Consider the following 17096-nt stretch of genomic DNA (forward strand, 5'->3'; position numbering starts at 1 on the left):
ATGGGTCGGGAGAGCGGCGACGTCGTGCAGCAGCGCCCGGCCGCCCGCGCCACGCTCGCGGACGTCGCGCGGCGTGCCGGGGTGTCGAAGGGCACCGCGTCCAAGGCGCTCAACGGGCGCGGCGAGATCCGGCCCGAGACGCGTCAGCGCGTGCTGGAGGCCGCCGACGCGCTGTCGTTCACGCCGTCGGTGCTCGCCCAGAACCTCGCCAACGGCCGCACCGGCACCGTCGGGGTCCTGACCAACGACCTCGAGGGCCGGTTCGTCATCCCGATCCTCATGGGCGCGGAGGACGCGCTCGGGGCCGGCCGCATCTCGGTGATCCTCACCGACGCGCGCGGGGACGCCATCCGCGAGCAGCAGCAGCTGCGCACCCTGCTCGAGCGGCAGATCGACGGGCTGATCGTCGTCGGCGGCCCGCGCACGGACCCGCGCCCCTCGCTCGGGCAGGACCTCCCGGTGCCGGTGGTCTACGCCTACGCGCCCTCCGAGGACCCGCAGGACCTGTCGCTGGCCGCCGACAACGTCCAGGCCGGCCGCATCGCCGCCGAGCACCTCTGGGACCTCGGCCGCCGCCGGATCGCCTACGTCGGCGGAGACCCCAGCTACGCCGCGTCCCGGGAGCGCGAGGCCGGCGCGGCGGCGGCGCTCGCCGAGCACGGCGCGACGCTGCTCGGCACCGGCGCCGCCTCCGGCAACTGGAGCGAGCGCTGGGGCCGCGCGGCGACCACGCGCCTGCTGGCGCAGCACCCTGATCTGGACGCGGTCGTCGCCGCGTCGGACCAGCTCGCGCGCGCCGCGCTCGACATCCTGCGGGACCACGGCCGCCGGGTGCCCCAGGACGTGGCGGTGGTGGGCCACGACAACTGGTCGCTCGTCGTGACCAACACCCGGCCGGAGCTGACCAGCGTCGACACCCGGCTCGAGCTCCTCGGGCGGACCGCCGCCAGCCGGCTGTTCGCCGCGCTCTCGGGGGACGAGCTGGGGGCCGGGGTGGAGCTGCTGCCGGTCGAGCTCGCGGTGCGCGGCTCGACCGTCGCGGACGGCTGAGCCGCGGCGGGACGGGCGCCGGTGGGTCCGGGGTCCGGGCGCCCGTGATCGGGCTACGGTGGGTCACCGTGCCGCTCTTCTCCCGCCGCCACGCCCTGCCCGACGACGTGCGCCGCACCCTCGACCTCCCGGCGGGCGACCGCGTGCTCGCCGTCGCCGCGTCGGGCGACCGCTGGCTCGTCGCCACCCGGCAGGCGCTCTACGTCGCCGGCGGGACCGCGGACGCGCCGGTGCGCCGGCACCCGTGGTCGGACGTCGACCGGGCGTCGTTCGCGCCCGAGCCGCCCGCCATCACCGTGCACTGGGTGACCGGCGCCGTCGAGGTGCTGCCGCTGGACCCGCCCGTGCCGGTCGCGTTCGCGCAGACCCTGCGGGAGCGGGTGCAGTCGTCGGTCGTGCACGTCGAGACCGTCACCGTCCCGGGTGCCGGGCCCGTCCGGGTCGCCCTGCGCCGGGGCGAGTCGGGGGACCTGTTCACGCAGGTCATCGGCACGGGACGCGTCGACCTCGCCGACCCCGGGGTGGCGGCCCTGCTCGACGCCGCAGAGGCGCGGGTGCGCGCGGCGGCCGGCCTGCGCGCGTGATCCCGGCGGTGACCGGGACCACGCGGGACGTGTCAGGAGCAGCCCCGGAGGGCTGCTAGAGTTCTTCCCGCACGATCCCTCGTAGCTCAATTGGCAGAGCATCCGACTGTTAATCGGACGGTTACTGGTTCGAGTCCAGTCGAGGGAGCAGGAGAAGGCCCCTGACCAGCGGAAACGTCGGTTGGGGGCCTTCGTCGTCCTCGGGGACGGGTCCAAGTACTCTCAGAAGTACTCTCTGAGCCGGCGCGACGCAGTGCGTCCGCGTGGGACGACCGACCGGGATCCTCCGGCACACCGACCACCCGCGTCGACCGAGGCAGGCACGTACGCGCACGCCCGAGGCGGGGCGCCACAGGTCCGCCTCGACGACGGTCAGGCATCGACCTCGCGCTGCCCGCCCTGCCGGCGGGGGACCGGGAGCCTCGGCCACCACTCCTCGCCCTCGCCATGGGGCTGAGGTGGCACTCCCGCCAGCGCGAGGACCTCGATCACGCGCAACGCCTCATCCGCCTCGAGCGGCTGTCGTTTCGCGTGGTCGACCTCGCCGCCGAGAACACCGTTGGTGCACAGCGCCAGCACGGCGCGGGTCGTGGGGCTCAGAGACGTGATGCCACGAGACTGGCCGATCACGACACGCCCGCACCAGAGCGGATCGAAACCTGTGGACGACTCCACTCCTCCGGACCGCTGCAGCCGCGGCGCTCCCGCGGGCTGCCGCGCCGTCCTGCCGGCCGCCGAAGTCCCCGCCAAACGCTGCGCGCAATGATTCTTGACCAGCTTGTCGAGATGCACCCCCTCGCGATCGTCTGACGCGACCTACGACGAGGGCCGTGACCGAGACCGTCTCGCACGAGCACCCGCCACCGGCGCCGCCGGTGGACTCGCAGACACGGAGCCTCAACACCAGCTGACGAGCGCGCCACCACCGTTCTCCTGCGAGCGACTCGTCCCGCTGCTCGGCCCGAAGGGCCGCACCACCGTGTCAGCAGCGGGTGGGAAGCCGGCCGCGCGCAGGGCGGGGGCGGCCGACGAGACACCCCACCCCACCCCATCAGGGGGTGTCGAGGAGGTTCCACGACCGGGGCGACCCGGCTCTGCCGGGCACGAGCAGCGGGAACATCCCGCACTCTCGCGAGTGGGCGCCGAGCGAAGCGAGGTGGCTCGCCCCCTTATGCCCTTTCTCCTCCGTTCGAGGATCACAGCCGTTGCTGGTCCGACGTCGGTCGTATCGACTCGGTGACCAGGGACGACAGGCGGATCGCGCTGGTCCGTATCGGACCCGATCCAAGCCGTATACGGGTATCGGGGCCGATGCTGTGCAGCATGTTGTCCCTGGTCGTGGCACCGGCCCTGGTATCGGGCTTGGCGCGTCAGCTGCCACCCCCGATACCAGGGCCGGGTCGAGGCCGTCGCGACCGCGATGCGCGCTGCAGTGGCCCGGGATCACCGTGCTCGGGGCGGGCGTGTCTCGCGGGGAACCACCCAGCCTCGGCGACGACTGGGGCGAGCGCGGGACCCAGCACGTGCCCGTCGCTCGATGCAGCGTCCGGCGAGCTGGTCGCCAGTCGAGCGACGTGTCATTGCGAGGTCGTTCCGCGCCTCACCGGGCTCAGCAACCCGCCGGTTCCCAGTCGGCATCGTGGGCACCGGGCAACTCGTGCTGCGGTAGCGAGGCACCGCAGCACGAGTCGTGCGAGAGACCGCGCCGCGTGCTCGTGCAGACACGGTGGTGAGAGCGCGGACGACCGAAGGCTGAGGCGCCCAGAACACAGCGCTCCGCGGTACAGGCGGACCCTGATGGGGCCCAACCACGACCCGTGCGCAGGGCCAGAGCGGGTCCGTGTTCGCCCGACGGAAGACGACGAGCCCGGAACGGACCCATGGTGGGGTCCGCTCCGGGCGACGGCCGGTCCCCATCGGGGCTCGGTCATGCGGGAAGCGTGGGGTTGGCCACAGAGACCAGCGCAGGGTCGAGCTTCGTCTTGATCATCCAGAAGAGCTGTCGCCGTCATCGGGCTCGAAGGGCTGCGCCGTTGCGCGCCGGGACGCTAGGTTCCTGGCGACGCTTGGGAGAGGACGACGGCAGTGACGCGCGAGGACGGCGACCGGCTTGGGGATGGGCCCGGGCTTGGCGGGGCGAGCAGCGTCATCGGGTGGCACGACGAGCCCATCGCCAACGACGCGGACGACGCGTTCGGGCGTATCGCGATCGCGGACCACCTCGCCAGGCTCCTGGCGGACAACCACACCTGGGAGGCCAGTCGCGTCTACGGGCTCATCGGGCCGTGGGGCAGCGGGAAGACGTCCGTCATCAACATGGTCTGCGACCGCCTACGACGCGCAGGGGCAGGTGGACAGGGAGAGCGATGGGTCGTCGCCCGGTTCACGCCATGGGCGACGAGCTCCAGCGACGCCCTGCTCGTCGAGTTCTACTCGTCGCTGTCGGCCGCGCTCGGGCGCGACCCCGGCTCCAAGAGAGCGCGCAAGCTGCTCGGCGGATGCATGCAGGCCGCCGCGCCGATGCTCAACCTCGTCCCGCACGTCGGTCCCGCCCTCGTCGGGCCAGCGCGGGCTGGGGGCAAGCTGCTCGCTCGTCAGAAGCCCTGGGAGCGAGCCTTCGCCGACTTCACCCGCGCGCTGGCGAAGATGCGCGTGCGGGTGCTCGTCGTCGCCGACGACGTCGACCGGCTGCAGCCCGACGAGCTCGCCACGCTGTTGAAGGTGGTACGCCTGCTCGGCCGGTTCCCGGGCGTGGACTACCTGCTGGCGTACGACGAGGCGACGCTCTTCGCCAACCTGCCCGGCCCCGCGGCTGGCACCGGCCGGGCTCGGCTGTTCATGGAGAAGATCGTCCAGTACCCGCTGGCCCTGCCACCGCTGCTCGCCCACCAGGTGCTGAACCGCTTCCACGACGGCCTGACGGCTGCGCTCCAGGACCGTCCCGGCACCCGGCCCAGCTACAGCCGGCTCGAGGGTCTGCAGGACCTGCTCGTGCGACAGCTGGACACCCCGCGCAGCATCGACCGCTACCTCGCCCAGGTCAGGTTCGTGCTCTCGATGCACACCCCGGGGGAGACCGACACGATCGACCTCCTGCTCGTCACGCTCCTGCACATGCAGTTCCCGACCGTCTACGCGCGCCTACCGGTGTGGCGCGGCCGCCTCACCGGTCACAAGAGCATCAGCGACCTGCTGCGCCCCGACGGCGAGCAGCACGACTTCAAACCGCTGTTCGCAGGCCTTGAGGGGGACCAGCGCGACGATGCGTTCGGACTGGTCCGAGAACTGTTCGGGATCGTCGACGGGCGAGGCCCGAGCAACCGTGGCGCCCCGCACATCAGCGACCACTTCTACTTCGATCGCTACCTCGTGCACATGGTCCCCGATGACGACATCGCGGACGCGGCCATCACCGCCGCGCTCGCCGAGGCACGTCGGCAGGGTCCGCGCGCCGCGGCGCTGAGCGACCTGCTCACCAACGAGGCGGTCCGCGGGCTGCCCGACCTCGCCCTGATGAAGCTCGAGCAAGCCTCGGAGCCGAACAGGTTCAACCCGCCCGAGGCGACCGGAACCCTCAACCTCGTCGCCGCGATCTGCCACGTCCTGCCACAGCTGCCAGACGGGCCGAACCCGCTGCGCCGGCGCTGGGAGCGGGCGGCCCGCTGGGCGGCGGAACAGATCTGCGCGTTGCCCACCGACGTCGAACCAGACGCCCTGCAGGACGCGCTCGGCTCTTGCCCCGACCTGCTGTTGCGGCAGCGGGTCGTCGAGTACGCCTCGAGGAGGCCCGAGGTCGCGTTCGATGACGGCTGGCCGGCCGAGCCCGCGGCCATCGCGGTCGTCGCCGGCCGGGTTGCCGACGAGGTCGCCACGTTCTGCCTCGAGCACCTCGCGGCGGGCGACGCGGCCGATCCGAGCAGCAACATGATCTCCGCGCTGACGTTCGTGGTCGACAAGGGTGACGCCGAGCAGCTGCGGGCGCGACTGCATGAGCAGCTGGGGGACCGGTTCACGAGCGAGGATCTCGCCGCCCGGTGCGTCGCGCAGTCGGTCCTGATCGCCGCCGAACCAGTTGCAGGGCTCGAGAACCTCGTCGCAGGGCTGTTCTCGCGACTGGTTCCGCCGGACGACCCGTTCTACGACACCGTCCGTGAGGACGATGTCGACCGCCGTGACCTGTCGTGGGCCAACCGTCGACGCTTCGCACGCGGGCGCGCGGTGCGGCCAGCACCGCCCGAACCCGAACCCGAGGCGCATGCGCCGTGACGCCGAGCGCCGCACGCGATCGCGGCAGGTCGGCATCACCTAACAGTCCCGTGCCGACATGATGCTTGGAACGCCTTCGGAAAAAGGAACGTCACGGCTCGCAAGACTCAGATCCTCCTGATCGACGACGTCGATGGCGCCAGCGCCGATGAGACCGTCACGTTCGGTTTGGACGGCGTGAGCTACGAGATCGACCTGACGAGCGCGCGCGCCACCGAGCTGCGTCAGGCGCTGGCCGGCTACGTCGGTCATGGTCGCAAGGTCCCCGGCCGAGGACCGGCGCAGGGAGTGCGCGGGACCAGCAGGTACGCACGCGAGTCGGGCCGTGACTACGTGCCCGCCGAGGTCCGCGCCTGGGCGGTGGCGAAGGGGATGGACGTGCCAGTGCGAGGCCGGATCCCCGGAGACATCCTCGACAAGTACCGCGCCGCACACTGAACCGATTAGTGGACGAGCAGGAGAAGCGTCCTGACGCAGCGTCGCTGAGGCATCTGGTCTCGCTGCGGTTCATGCTTGCGGACGCCACCGGGTGGGCATCGCAAGCCGGCCCCGAGCGGCTGACGACCACAGGCGTCCTCCTGGACGGCGTCGGAGCATGCTCTCGCGCTGGCTGCCCCCGAGGCCGGGGTGTCGGTACGTGCTCGTCGAGCGTCGAACTTTCGAGCTCACGTCTGACTCTTGTTGATCGGCTGCTCCTCAGTGGGCGGCCCAGCTGACTCCTGGCTCTTGTCCGAGTGCTCAGAGACTGTCGAGCGTGACGTCGTCGAGCGTCACGGTCAGGGTGATCCCCGTCGAGGTGATCACAGCGTCGGTGATCTGCGCGCCCGCGGGGAGCTGGCCGGCCAGATCGAGCTGGGCGATGGACGTGGTCAGCACACCGTCCACGGCGCTGACGTCGGCGTCGACGCCGGCGATCTGCGCGCCGAGTATCGATGTGCTCAGCCCTTCGGTTCCGGCAGGATGAACGGCGAAGCTGATGGCGATGGGGACGCCGGCCGCGGTGCCGGTGGCGACGAGAACGTCGCCCTCGACGCTCAGAAGGAGGTCAAGCCCCGACACGGCGCGTATCTGGTCTTGCACGACGGCAGTGGAGAGTGTGCCGCCGGCGACGACGCGGTCGGCTCCGCGCGGGTCTCGGATGGACACCCCGGTCGCCGTGAGGTCCACGTCGGTCAGCGACAGCCCGTTCCAGGTCACGGACGAAGCGTGCGCATGGACGTCCTCGAGCTTGCCGCCGATGACCTGAGTCAGGAACGGGAATCCGCTCACCGTCACGTCGAGGTCCGTCGCCCCGACCTTGGCGCGCACCGCGTCGGCGGCCATGGTCTGCGCGAAGCTGTGCGCGACCCGGTCGACCAGGACCGACCCGCCGAGCAGGAACACCACCATGAGCACCGCCACGAATCGGCCGCGACGTCGGCGGCTGCGTCCGGTCATAGCCATCAGCTGTCCGTCTCGATCCATGCTGCGCTCCGCAGGAACGACTCGAGCAAGGGGCCGGACGTCGTGGACCCGTAGTCGCCAGTCTCGACGAACACCGCGACCGCGAGGTCGCCCTGGGCCGCGATCATCCAGGCGTGGTTGAGCAGGTTCTCTCCGGTCCCGTATTGCGCCGTCCCGGACTTGGCTATGACCTCGGCGCCGGGGATGTCGCTCAGGAACGCTCCGCCGCCCTCGGTCACGACTGCGCGCATCATCGACCGGAGGGCGTCGGCCTCCGTTTGGGTCAACGGCTGTGCGGGCTCGGGGGTGCTCACCTCGGCATCGGGCAGGAGTACGGGGGTCACCCGATGGCCTGCAGCGACCGAGGCCGCCACGGTGGCCATGCCGAGCGGGGTGGCCTGCACCCGCGCCTGCCCGATCATCGAGGCGGCGTGGTCGGTGCGTCCGTCGGCTTCAGCCGGGACCTTTCCCAGAGCGGCAGCGAATCCCAGGTCCACGTCCGCGCTGAGGCCGAGCGCCTCGCCGGCTGCGGCGAGGGCCTCCTGCGGAGCACGGTCAGCGGCGTTGATCAGGGCGGTGTTGCACGACTCGGCGATCACCGTGCGCAGTGAGATCTCTCCGAGGGCTGAGACCGGGTAGCTGGGGTAGTTGCGGAAGTCGCGGCCGTCGACCGTGGTCGTCGACGGGCAGGACAGCGTGCTCTCTGGCGTAAGTCCCGACCGCAGAAGCGCGAGAGAGGAGGCCACCTTGAACGTCGACCCCGGAGGGAACATGCCCAGCGTCGCGGTCGAGGTGCCGTCCCCGCCGGGTCCGCTTGCCGCAGCCAGGATCTCCCCGGTGGATGGCCGCACCGCTACCACCGCACTTGCTGAGTCGGTGACATCGGACACGACGGTTTCGGCGGCTCGCTGCATCTCCAGCATCAGCGTGGTGCGCAGCGGCTGCCCGGAAGCGGGCTCGACCCGGAACAGCTCGCGGTGCGCACCGTCGGACGCGGCTCGGGCGATGACCGCCAGCCCAGGCTCGCCGCGGAGCTGCTCGTCGAACTGCTTCTGCAGCCCGCCCAGCCCGGTCAGGTCTCCCGCGGTGACGGTGCCGTCGGACTGCTCGACGATTTCGGCGGTGGCTGGGCCCACCGTGCCCAGGATGGGCCTGGCGAACGTCCGGGTGGGAGCCAAAGGCACGTCGTCGGCGATCGCGCGTACCCCCGGGATCGCAGTGAGCGCGTTGACGTCGTGCTCGGGGTCCTCCTCGCGCACGGTGAGCGCTTCGACGAAAGCGCGATCGCCTGCGGCCGCCACCCGCGCGGCGTAGGCATCCTCGTCGAGGCTGACGGCCGAGGCGAAGCTACGCGCCGCGGTGTCCCACCCCGACGGGTCGATCAGGGTCTTGTCGACACCGAGCCGATGCACGGGTCGGTAGGTCACCAGCGTGGTGTCGTGGGCGCCGAGCACGTCGGCTCGTCGACCCTGGACCCGTCGCACGGTGAGGTACTCGTCCTCGGTCAGATCCGGCGCGAGCAGCGTCGGGCTCCAGTGAGCACGCCACTGCCCGTCGATTCGCGCCAGCTGGGTGCTGGTGGTGTAGTCCCACGAGCCCGCGGCGCCGTTGATCTCGAGGTCCCATCGGAAAGACAGTTCGACGGACGCCAAGGACTCGTCGCGATCGTCGGAGGAGACTCGTCCCGCAGCGACACGCGGTGCCCAGTCGCTCAGGGCCTCGAATGCTGTGGCGCGCTGGCTGGCGGCTTCGGCGGCTGTCGCGCCTTCGAGCGCGACAGCAGAGAAGTCCCCGCTGGCCATGGCCTGTGCCAGGGCGCGCGCGAGCTGGTTGCGCTCGTCGCTGCGATCGCGGAGTACTGCCCAGCCGCCGACGAGGAGAGCAGCGACTGTCAGGATCGCGAGCGGAACCCGCAGCTGCCCGCGCCCGCGCGCGTTGGGCCAGCTCGCACGTGGTCCCGCCGATGTCGCACGCCTACGCACCCTGATACTCCTGCCTCGCTGAGAACTGGACGTCGCGCTGGTGTTGAGCGGCACGTCGTCGCTGTCCGGAGCGGGGACGGCGCGGCCGTCGCGTGGCGTGGAGCGAGCGCGTCGGGCCGGCGAGGGTGCCGGGGCCGGGAACCTGACCCGGCGTCACCACGTCGCGGATGGAGCGCTTCACGCAGCGCAGGTACGGGGCTCGTGCCATACGGCCGATCAACGCGTACATGTCTACCTTTCATGCGGTTAGGAGGCGGTTAACTCGGAGTCCTGCGAGGTCGTCCCAGCCCTCCCTCAGGCTCTCGGGAGGGCTGGGACGCGGCCGATCGGGTCACGGACGTCTGAGGTCGTGCCCTCACCCGCCGCGGCGCGTGTCGGGCTCAACAGTGCGCCGCTGCGCGGGATCGAGTTCGGGAGGGTGGTCGGCAGGCGCCGTCGCCGTGTGAGCGTCGGGAAGTACTGGCTGATCCCGCGGTGTCGAGGCCGAGGTTGTCTCTCGGGGCCGCGAACGCACGCTCAGGCGACGTGTGATCGCATGCTTCTCGACTGCATGCCAGCTCACTGCGGCGAGCGCGAAGGTCGCAGCGCTGGACAGCAAGGCGTGCAGGGGCGCGTCGATGGTCCGCAGCCACAAGACCAGGGGGTAGTTCCACAGGTAGGCCGCGTACGAGATGACGCCAACACCACCCAGTGCCCGCATCGCATGGTGCGCCGCCGGGGATCGTGCCATGTTGCCCGCTCGGGCGCCGGCGACGATGCGAGAGATGATCACGCAGGTCGCCCCCGCGATCGCCGGCCCGCCCAAGACGTACGCGCCGGGAGAGTCCTGCAGCGCCATGAGTGAGCAGCCAGCGAGCACCAGCACCACGAGGACGACCATCCCCCTGCTGCCGCGCGCGGGCCGCGTTCGTGTGGGTGTGCCGCGGCGGCTCGCCCACTGCGCGGTAGCCCCGATCACCAAGGCGAGCGACCACGAGAAGGGGAGCCGGTACGCCATCGCGTAGTCGGGCGCCGCCCATGCCAGCGTCAGGACACAGCCGGCGAGAACGACGACACCGGACCACGCCAGAGCAGACTCCATGCGGCGCGCGCGCCACGCGATCATCACGATCACAGGCCAGAGCACGTAGAACTGCGCTTCGGTCGCCAACGTCCACAGGTGGAAGGTGGCGCGCGATCCGATGGTGATCGGGAGGTTCGTGAGGTAGCCCAGCGCCACGAGCAGCGCGCGAACCACGGTCTGGCGTTCGCCGAGCGGGTCGAGCGTCCAGGTGACCGCGGTGAACCCGGCGAGCATGATCCCCAGCGCTGGCAGTAGCCGTCGGGCCCTGCGGGCGAAGAACCGCAGCAGGCGCACACGGCCTGTCGCCTCGAGCTCGTCCAACAGGAGTCCGGTGACGAGCCAACCGCTGAGGGTGAAGAACATCACGACTCCGACGGCGCCGGATCCCGGCAGCGCCTCGGGTAGGGCGTGATGCGCCATCACCAGCAGCACGGCTACGCCGCGCAGTGCATCGAGACCGGCGATCCGCGACGTCTTCATGAGGTTGATGCCCGGGCGGTCGAGACCAGCGTGTCGAGCAGCGTGGGGTAGTCGGTGCCTTCGGCGGCAAACATCAGCGGGACCTGGGACTGCGAGGTCAGGCCGGGAGTGGTGTTCACCTCGTTCAGCACTGGTTGGCCATCGACGATGAAGAAGTCGAACCTCGCCAGACCCGAGCAGCCCAGTGCCTCGAACAGGGCGCGTGCGTGTTCCTCGAGGATGCCGCGGGTCGCCGGGTCGAGATCCGCGGGTACCTGAAAGTCGGGTGACGATCCGTACTTGCCGGCGGTGTCGAACACCGCACCGTCTGCCAGCCTGATCTCCAGGGGTTCGCCCAGTCGCAAGGTGCCGTCGGGCTCCTCCAACACCGCAACATCCACCTCCCGGCCGTGGAGGAACGTCTCGACCAGCACCTCCTCGCTGACGGCAAGTGCACGCTCGATCGCCGGAGCCAGCTCGCTGCGACGGTGCACGACGGACACGCCGAAGCTCGAGCCGCCCGTAACGGGCTTGACCACCACGGGCCACCCAAGTGCGTCGACCTGCGCGAGAGCGTCCCGCTCGAGCCGAGCGGAGCTGGTGCCGGACGGCTCGGGTCGCAGCACGACTCCCGGCGCGACGGCGATGCCCAGGTCCACCGCCAGGCGCTTGGTCGCTTGCTTGTCCATGGCCAACGCCCCAGCGCGCACACCCGACCCGACGAACGGCACACCGCAGGTCTGGAGCAGTCCGGCCATCGAACCGTCCTCGCCGGGGGCGCCGTGCAGTACCGGGAAGACCACGTCCGTCGCCTCGAGCATCGCCCCGATGCCACTCAGACCTCCGGGTACGGGGCGACCATTTGCGGTGAACCACTGACCGTCTTCGCCGATCGTCACGCCTGTCACCCGGTAGCGCGATCGATCCAGGTGCGCGCGGACCGAGGCAGCCGAGGCGACCGACACGGCGTGCTCGCAGGAGCGGCCTCCGCCCAGCACGAGCACACGAGTGCGGCCATCAGTCGCCAGTCCGTTCGCGGCGGCCGCTGCGGCCCTCGGACCCGGCGCGGTGCGGAACGCGGACGTACCGGACCCGCGGGCTGCTCGGCGGCCGACGCCTGCGAGGATCTCATGGGGCAGGGTCTTCGCCCACCTCGCCCATTCAGCAACGGTCGGCTCGCCGTGCGTGCCGGCACCGTACAGAGTCGCCACGTCCCCAGGGCTTGCCCCGTCGTCACCCATGTCGACGACGAACTGATCCATCGACACCGCTCCGACGATGGGACGTCGGCGGCCGTTCAGCCAGACCTCGCCGATGCCGCCCAGGCAGCGGGGAACTCCGTCCGCGTAGCCCGCCGCCACGCAGGCCAGTCGGGTTGCTCGATCAGTGACGTGGGTGCCGCCGTACCCGACGGGCGTTCCCGGTGGTACGTCCCGCACAGCGATGACCGGCGCGGTGGCCGTCATCGCCCAGCGCAGGTCGTGCTGTCCGGTCGGGTCGATCCCATACAGCCCTGCCCCGACCCGGCACAGGTCGAAGTGGCTGCCGGGATCGGACAGCGTGGCGGCCGTGGCGGCCATGTGGCGCCAGCGAGGACGTAGGCCCGCTGTGCGGGCGGCACGTACGGCTGTGGCGAACCGGAGGCGCGCGGCTGTGTTCGAGGGGTTGTCCGGCTGCTCCGCGCACGACAGGTGGCCCATCACTCCGACGACTCGCACCAGCGACCGGCGCTCCAACGCCGCAGCCTGCTGGCACAGCACGGGCCAGCTCGCCCAGTCTCGGCCTTCGCGTGCCATGCCCAGATCGACGTGGAGGTGCACGCGACCTGGCCGGTGGTCCGACGCTCGCACTGCCCGCGCCACAGCGGCGAGCTCAGCACCGGAGGCCACAGCCAGATCGACCCTGGCCTCGATCGCAGCACCCCAGTCCGCGTTGGGGGCGTTCAACCAGCTCAGGATCCGAGCCCGCGTCCCGGCCTCCCGCAGCGCCAGGGCCTCGCTGATCCCGGTGACTCCGAGCCAGGACGCACCATGCTCCAGCACCGTGCGGGTGACGTCTCCATGCCCGTAGGCGTCGGCCTTGACCACCGCCATCAGCGAGGGCGCCGCGCTCGCGAACACCGCGGTGTTGTGAGCGACCGCGTCGAGATCGACCGACACCCGCAGCCCGTCGTGCACGGCGCTCATCGGCCCTCACCCCGGATTCCGGGCGTGGAGACGCCCGGTCGTGAGGACGCGGACGGCATCATCTCGAACACCGCGTGGCCAGCACCGGTCACGAACGCCCAGTACCGGTCGCCGTAGCTCCAGTGCCACCACTCGGTCGGATAGTTGACCAGCCCTTCACCGCCCAGGACCCGGGCGAGCTCGGCTCGGTTCGCCCGCGCCCGTTCGTCGATACCCGGGAAGTCGAACGCGCATGCCCCGGCGCTCTGCTCGGGCGTGGCATCGATCTCCGTGCCCATCGGGACGGGGCGCCCGCCCGGGTCCGTCAGCGTCACGTCCACCGCGGCCCCGGCCACGTGCGGCGCTTGGTCGGCGGGTGCCACGAACCGGCTCACCAGACGGGTGAGCTCCTCCGCAGTGGCATTCGGATGTTCCTCGGCGACGCACGCGGAGTACGCCGCGATGATCGCCCGCTGGGCCGTGAGCGCGCGGTGTCCCTCGACGACGAGCAACCGAAGACCATGGCGCAGCGCAGCGTCCGCACGCGCGAGCCGCTGTGCGAGCGAATCGCGCACGAGGTGAGCAGTACGACCTGTGCCGCTCCGGGTGGCGACCCCGTACGCCGTGAGGTCCACCAACGGCTCGCCGCACTCGCGGGCGGGAACTGACCGGACTCGGTCGTCCGAGAGCAGGACGACGTCGGAAGACAGGGGAGCAAGAATCATGGGGGCCTCCTGGATGGGCGATCGCGGCAGCGCGCTGCCAGCGCGCTGCCAGCGCGCTGCCAGCGCGCTGAGCGCGTGGCGTCACGCGCGGGTCAGTGTGGTGAGAGCAGGGGAGGGCGGAGCGACGACCGGGCTCAGGTCCGCCGCCGGCACCGCGGCAGCGCTACGGCACGAGCGCCTGCACGGACTGCGGTCCTCTGTGCTCCGACGTTCCGTTGCTACCCAGTCGCGCGGCGACTTCGGAGACGTCCTGCGGGGTGCCGACCACCTCGAAGTGCATGTCGTCCTTGCGCTCGGCGTAGTCCCCGCCCCACGACACGACCGGATCGACCTCGGCGAGGATCGAGCGGATCACCGAGACCTGCTCGGCGGTGAAGGTGTCGGGCACACCGAGCGGGTGCGCCGGGGCGTTCAGGTCGATCGCGGTCCCCGAAGCGTGGTTGGACAGGTCCTCCCCACCACGGACGGGGCGGTGCGCCCAGCCCCACGAGCTGGCGACGTCGATGGGCTCGACCTCGGCATCGAAACGGTCGGCGACGTACGCCAGGACCGTGTACACGTCTCCGGACAGCACCCTCCCCGTGACGTAGGGGAACGGCTCCATGCGCTGGTCATATCCGGAGGTGATCGCCTCCCAGCCGTTCTGAGAGGTCTGGCGCTCGTCCGGTGCGCTGCACGCGGACAACGCGACGACCGTGGTCAGAGCCAGGGTCAGCGCGGGCGCCCACGCCCGTCGGCGGCGGCGGTCATCGGTGCTGGTCAGGGGGGAGGCTGCGGTGCTCGGCATGCCAACGACGCTAGGAGCGAGCCTGTGGGCGGGGCATCGGCTCCCGGTGCGATCCTCGCTGGCCCGACAACCCACCTCAGGGTGGGTGGGCACCCTCTGAGCGGTGGGGGCGGGACGCTTCGATCGCTAGGTCCTGATCCAGTGGATTCGGGAGCGGCAGAGGGGGCCTCATGTACGCCGGAGCGCGGGCCGCCCGCTCGTGGGTCGAGGCGGTAGCCGCGGGCGGCGCGGCCACCCTCGAGCAGCGGGTCGCGGTGCGGCTCGGCGAGCAGGGCGGACCGGCGCGTGACGCCACCGTGGCTGCCCGGCTCGTCGCGGCCGGGCACGACGCAGCCGAGATTGCGGTCCGGCTCGGCGTGACGACTCGGACCCTGCACCGGCGCTCGCTCGCCGCGTACCGGTACGGCCCGCGCACGCTCGGCCGGGTGCTCCGTCCGCAGCGCGTGCTGCCGCTGCTGGACGCCGGACTGCCGCTGGCCGAGGTGGCGCAGCGGGCCGGGTACGCGGATCAGCCGCACCTGCCCCGCGAGGTGCGGGCGCTGGCGGGCCGGTCCCCGGCGCGCCCGGCGGCCGACCGCGCGGCTGGGTGACCTCAGGCGGTGGTGGTGGGGGGGCCGAGGCTAGACCGGCTACTCGGTCAGGAACTCGTAGGGTCTCCGGACGCCTCGGAGCCCGGCACGATGAGCCCTGCCTCATACGCGAGGACCACGAGCTGGGTCCGTGACGTGCAGCCGGTCTTGCTCAGCAGCTCGTGCACGTAGGTCTTCACCGTCGCGAGGGTCAGCCCGAGCGACTCGGCGGCCTGCTGGTTCGACTCTCCGCGCGCGACGGCGAGCAGCACGTCGCGCTCACGAGGACTGAGCCCGGTCACCTCCGAGAACTGCCGGGCTCCACCGGGACGAGTCGAGGTGCCCGCGCGCCACTGCTTCAGGACGAACCCGGTCACCGCGGGGTCGAGTACGTGGCCGCCGGAGTGGATGCGGTGCACCGCTGACACGAGGGTGGCGGGGTCGGTGTCCTTGAGCAGGAAGCCGTCGGCGCCGATCTGCAGGGCGTCGGTGACGTACTGCTCCTCGTCGAACGTCGTGAGGATCAGGACCCGCACCGCGTTCAGCGCGGGGTCGGCACGCACCTGACGAGTTGCCTCGATCCCGTCGTGCTCCGGCATCCTGACGTCCATCAGGATCACGTCGGGCTGCAGTCGACGGGCCAGGTCCAGCGCCTGCGCCCCGTCGCTGGCCTCGCCGACCGTCTCGATGTCGGGCTCGTTGTCCAGGATCATCCGCAGCCCGAGTCGGATCATCACCTGGTCGTCAGCGACGAGCACCCGCACGATGCCGCTCACAGGTACGGGACCCACATCCGAACCTGCCAGCCCCCGTCGTCGGTCGGTCCCGCCCGCACCACTCCGCCGCATGACGTCGCTCGTTCGCGCATGTGCTCGAGCCCGTTGCCACCTTCTGGCAGGGCTGCGACCGGACGAGCCGGTCCAGCGTCCTGCACCGTGAGCCGCACCCGGTCGGAGACCACCGCCAGACTCACCGACGCGCGTCCCGCAGTGGAGTGCATCAGCACATTGGTCAGCGCCTCCTGCGCGACGCGCACGACCGCCAGGCCCGCCTCTGGGCCGCACGCCGGCATCACGCGGGGCAGGTCGGCGTCGATTCGCAGACCCGCTCCCCGCACGCGGTCGAGCACCGCGCCGAGGTCCGTCAGGCCGGGCACCGGGGCGCGCGCCCCGTCGTCGGCGGACTCCGGATCGCGGGCCAGCTCCTTGTCGGCCTCGCGCAGCACCCGCACCACCGACCGCATCGCCCCGAGCGCCTCTTTGCCGGCGGGCGCGATCCACTCGACCGCCGCGCGCAGCTCCTCGGGGCGAGTGTCAGCGACCCTGCCGGCAGCCTGCGCGCGCACCACGATCGCGCTGACATGGTGGGCAACCACGTCGTGCAGCTCGCGCGCAATCCGCGTTCGCTCGGCACGCACTGCCGCGCGAGCCTGCACCGCCTGAAGAGCCTGGAGCTCGGCATTGCGCTCCTCAAGCGACTGCGTGGTCGCCGCGAGCCTGGCGAATACCGCCCCCAGGGCGGTGGCGCCCCCGGTCAGGAGCATGAGCAGCATGTACTGCGACAGATCCGGCGCGAGTCCGTGGCCGGTCAGCACGCCGCGAAGGTCGCGGATACCCAGCAGCATCCCGAGAGTGCATCCCACCGCCAGGACACCGGCGAGCAGAGGCCGTACGGCACCAGCCCGGGTGGCCGCGTACGCGCCGAGCATCACCGGCATCACGTGGAAATCCGACTGCAACTCCTCACCACGAATCAGCAGTTCGTAGCCGAACGGGTACACCAGCAGGGTCAACCACCACCCGACGCCCGGAGCGACCCGACGAACGGCGAGCGGCACCGCGAGCCACACGCCCACCCAGAGGTAGACGTCGAACCACCGCGGGAACCAGTAGGTGGAGCGCTCGACGACTGAGTAGGCGACCGTCCACAGCACCAGCACCGCCAGCGCAACGGACACGTCCTGAAGGACTGCACGGCGACGGGTGGGTTCCATGCCACGACGC

Annotated in this window: 14 protein-coding genes and 1 tRNA gene; 6 read left to right on the plus strand and 9 right to left on the minus strand. The window is 71.4% G+C overall.

Translation table 11 applies throughout. From position 1 onward, the window contains the following. The 3 genes from FS882_RS18335 (at nt 1) to FS882_RS18345 (ending at nt 1782) form a co-directional block, all read left to right on the plus strand. Nucleotides 1-1050, plus strand: coding sequence for a LacI family DNA-binding transcriptional regulator (locus FS882_RS18335; RefSeq protein ID WP_158375284.1), 1050 nt, complete (start codon nt 1-3; stop codon nt 1048-1050). 68 nt (nt 1051-1118) lie between these two features. Beyond that, on the plus strand, nt 1119-1634 hold the full coding sequence (locus tag FS882_RS18340) for a hypothetical protein (RefSeq protein ID WP_158375286.1): 516 nt from the start codon (nt 1119-1121) through the stop codon (nt 1632-1634). A 75-nt stretch (nt 1635-1709) separates the two neighbouring features. Further along, nucleotides 1710-1782 (plus strand) — tRNA-Asn (locus tag FS882_RS18345). 224 nt (nt 1783-2006) lie between these two features. On the opposite strand, the gene FS882_RS18350 is transcribed toward FS882_RS18345, so the two are convergent. Further along, a complete protein-coding gene (locus FS882_RS18350; protein ID WP_158375288.1) occupies nt 2007-2426 on the minus strand; it encodes a hypothetical protein in 420 nt (139 codons plus the stop codon). Between the two features lie 1293 nt (nt 2427-3719). Between FS882_RS18350 and FS882_RS18355 the strand changes: the two genes are divergently transcribed. Both FS882_RS18355 and FS882_RS18360 read left to right on the plus strand, forming a co-directional pair. Then, on the plus strand, nt 3720-5900 hold the full coding sequence (locus tag FS882_RS18355; RefSeq protein WP_158375290.1) for a P-loop NTPase fold protein: 2181 nt from the start codon (nt 3720-3722) through the stop codon (nt 5898-5900). An 18-nt stretch (nt 5901-5918) separates the two neighbouring features. Beyond that, nucleotides 5919-6338 (plus strand): histone-like nucleoid-structuring protein Lsr2, encoded by a 420-nt coding sequence (locus FS882_RS18360; protein WP_158375292.1) that lies wholly within the window; start codon nt 5919-5921, stop codon nt 6336-6338. Between the two features lie 300 nt (nt 6339-6638). On the opposite strand, the gene FS882_RS18365 is transcribed toward FS882_RS18360, so the two are convergent. The 6 genes from FS882_RS18365 to FS882_RS18395 all read right to left on the minus strand — a co-directional run bounded on the left by FS882_RS18365 (nt 6639) and on the right by FS882_RS18395 (nt 14524). Then, entirely contained in the window at nt 6639-7337 is a 699-nt protein-coding gene (locus FS882_RS18365; RefSeq protein WP_187365365.1) for a DUF2993 domain-containing protein, read from the minus strand. Nucleotides 7338-7342: 5 nt separating this feature from the next. Continuing rightward, nucleotides 7343-9145, minus strand: a complete 1803-nt coding sequence (locus tag FS882_RS18370) for a penicillin-binding transpeptidase domain-containing protein (RefSeq protein WP_262348400.1) — start codon at nt 9143-9145, stop codon at nt 7343-7345. 535 nt (nt 9146-9680) lie between these two features. Then, nucleotides 9681-10868: an acyltransferase family protein gene (locus tag FS882_RS18375; protein ID WP_158375298.1), complete on the minus strand. Its 1188-nt coding sequence runs from the start codon at nt 10866-10868 to the stop codon at nt 9681-9683. Further along, nucleotides 10865-13033: an alanine racemase gene (gene alr, locus FS882_RS21690; RefSeq protein ID WP_262348401.1), complete on the minus strand. Its 2169-nt coding sequence runs from the start codon at nt 13031-13033 to the stop codon at nt 10865-10867. Before alr ends, FS882_RS18375 begins: the two co-directional genes overlap by 4 nt. Then, nucleotides 13030-13737, minus strand: a complete 708-nt coding sequence (locus FS882_RS18390; protein ID WP_158375300.1) for a M15 family metallopeptidase — start codon at nt 13735-13737, stop codon at nt 13030-13032. The genes alr and FS882_RS18390 overlap by 4 nt, the downstream gene beginning before the upstream one ends. 163 nt (nt 13738-13900) lie before the next feature. After that, on the minus strand, nt 13901-14524 hold the full coding sequence (locus FS882_RS18395) for a M15 family metallopeptidase (protein ID WP_158375302.1): 624 nt from the start codon (nt 14522-14524) through the stop codon (nt 13901-13903). 170 nt (nt 14525-14694) lie between these two features. On the opposite strand from FS882_RS18395, the gene FS882_RS18400 reads away from it, so the two are divergent. Continuing rightward, entirely contained in the window at nt 14695-15114 is a 420-nt protein-coding gene (locus tag FS882_RS18400) for a helix-turn-helix domain-containing protein (RefSeq protein WP_158375304.1), read from the plus strand. Between the two features lie 47 nt (nt 15115-15161). On the opposite strand, the gene FS882_RS18405 is transcribed toward FS882_RS18400, so the two are convergent. After that, nucleotides 15162-15869, minus strand: coding sequence for a response regulator transcription factor (locus tag FS882_RS18405; RefSeq protein WP_158375306.1), 708 nt, complete (start codon nt 15867-15869; stop codon nt 15162-15164). Then, a complete protein-coding gene (locus FS882_RS18410) occupies nt 15866-17086 on the minus strand; it encodes a sensor histidine kinase (RefSeq protein WP_158375308.1) in 1221 nt (406 codons plus the stop codon). The genes FS882_RS18405 and FS882_RS18410 overlap by 4 nt, the downstream gene beginning before the upstream one ends. Nucleotides 17087-17096: the final 10 nt, after the last annotated feature.

The organism is Cellulosimicrobium cellulans, assembly GCF_007679345.1.
GTDB lineage: Bacteria > Actinomycetota > Actinomycetes > Actinomycetales > Cellulomonadaceae > Cellulomonas > Cellulomonas cellulans_A.

Excerpts from the sequence above, each read along its gene's own strand:
- FS882_RS18335 (WP_158375284.1), top strand. The coding sequence starts at position 1 with ATGGGTCGGGAGAGCGGCGACGTCGTGCAGCAGCGCCCGGCCGCCCGC.
- FS882_RS18375 (WP_158375298.1), bottom strand. The coding sequence starts at position 10,868 with ATGAAGACGTCGCGGATCGCCGGTCTCGATGCACTGCGCGGCGTAGCC.
- FS882_RS18400 (WP_158375304.1), top strand. The coding sequence starts at position 14,695 with ATGTACGCCGGAGCGCGGGCCGCCCGCTCGTGGGTCGAGGCGGTAGCC.
- FS882_RS18365 (WP_187365365.1), bottom strand. The coding sequence starts at position 7,337 with ATGACCGGACGCAGCCGCCGACGTCGCGGCCGATTCGTGGCGGTGCTC.
- FS882_RS18370 (WP_262348400.1), bottom strand. The coding sequence starts at position 9,145 with ATGGCCAGCGGGGACTTCTCTGCTGTCGCGCTCGAAGGCGCGACAGCC.
- FS882_RS18390 (WP_158375300.1), bottom strand. The coding sequence starts at position 13,737 with ATGATTCTTGCTCCCCTGTCTTCCGACGTCGTCCTGCTCTCGGACGAC.
- FS882_RS18395 (WP_158375302.1), bottom strand. The coding sequence starts at position 14,524 with ATGCCGAGCACCGCAGCCTCCCCCCTGACCAGCACCGATGACCGCCGC.
- alr (WP_262348401.1), bottom strand. The coding sequence starts at position 13,033 with ATGAGCGCCGTGCACGACGGGCTGCGGGTGTCGGTCGATCTCGACGCG.
- FS882_RS18410 (WP_158375308.1), bottom strand. The coding sequence starts at position 17,086 with ATGGAACCCACCCGTCGCCGTGCAGTCCTTCAGGACGTGTCCGTTGCG.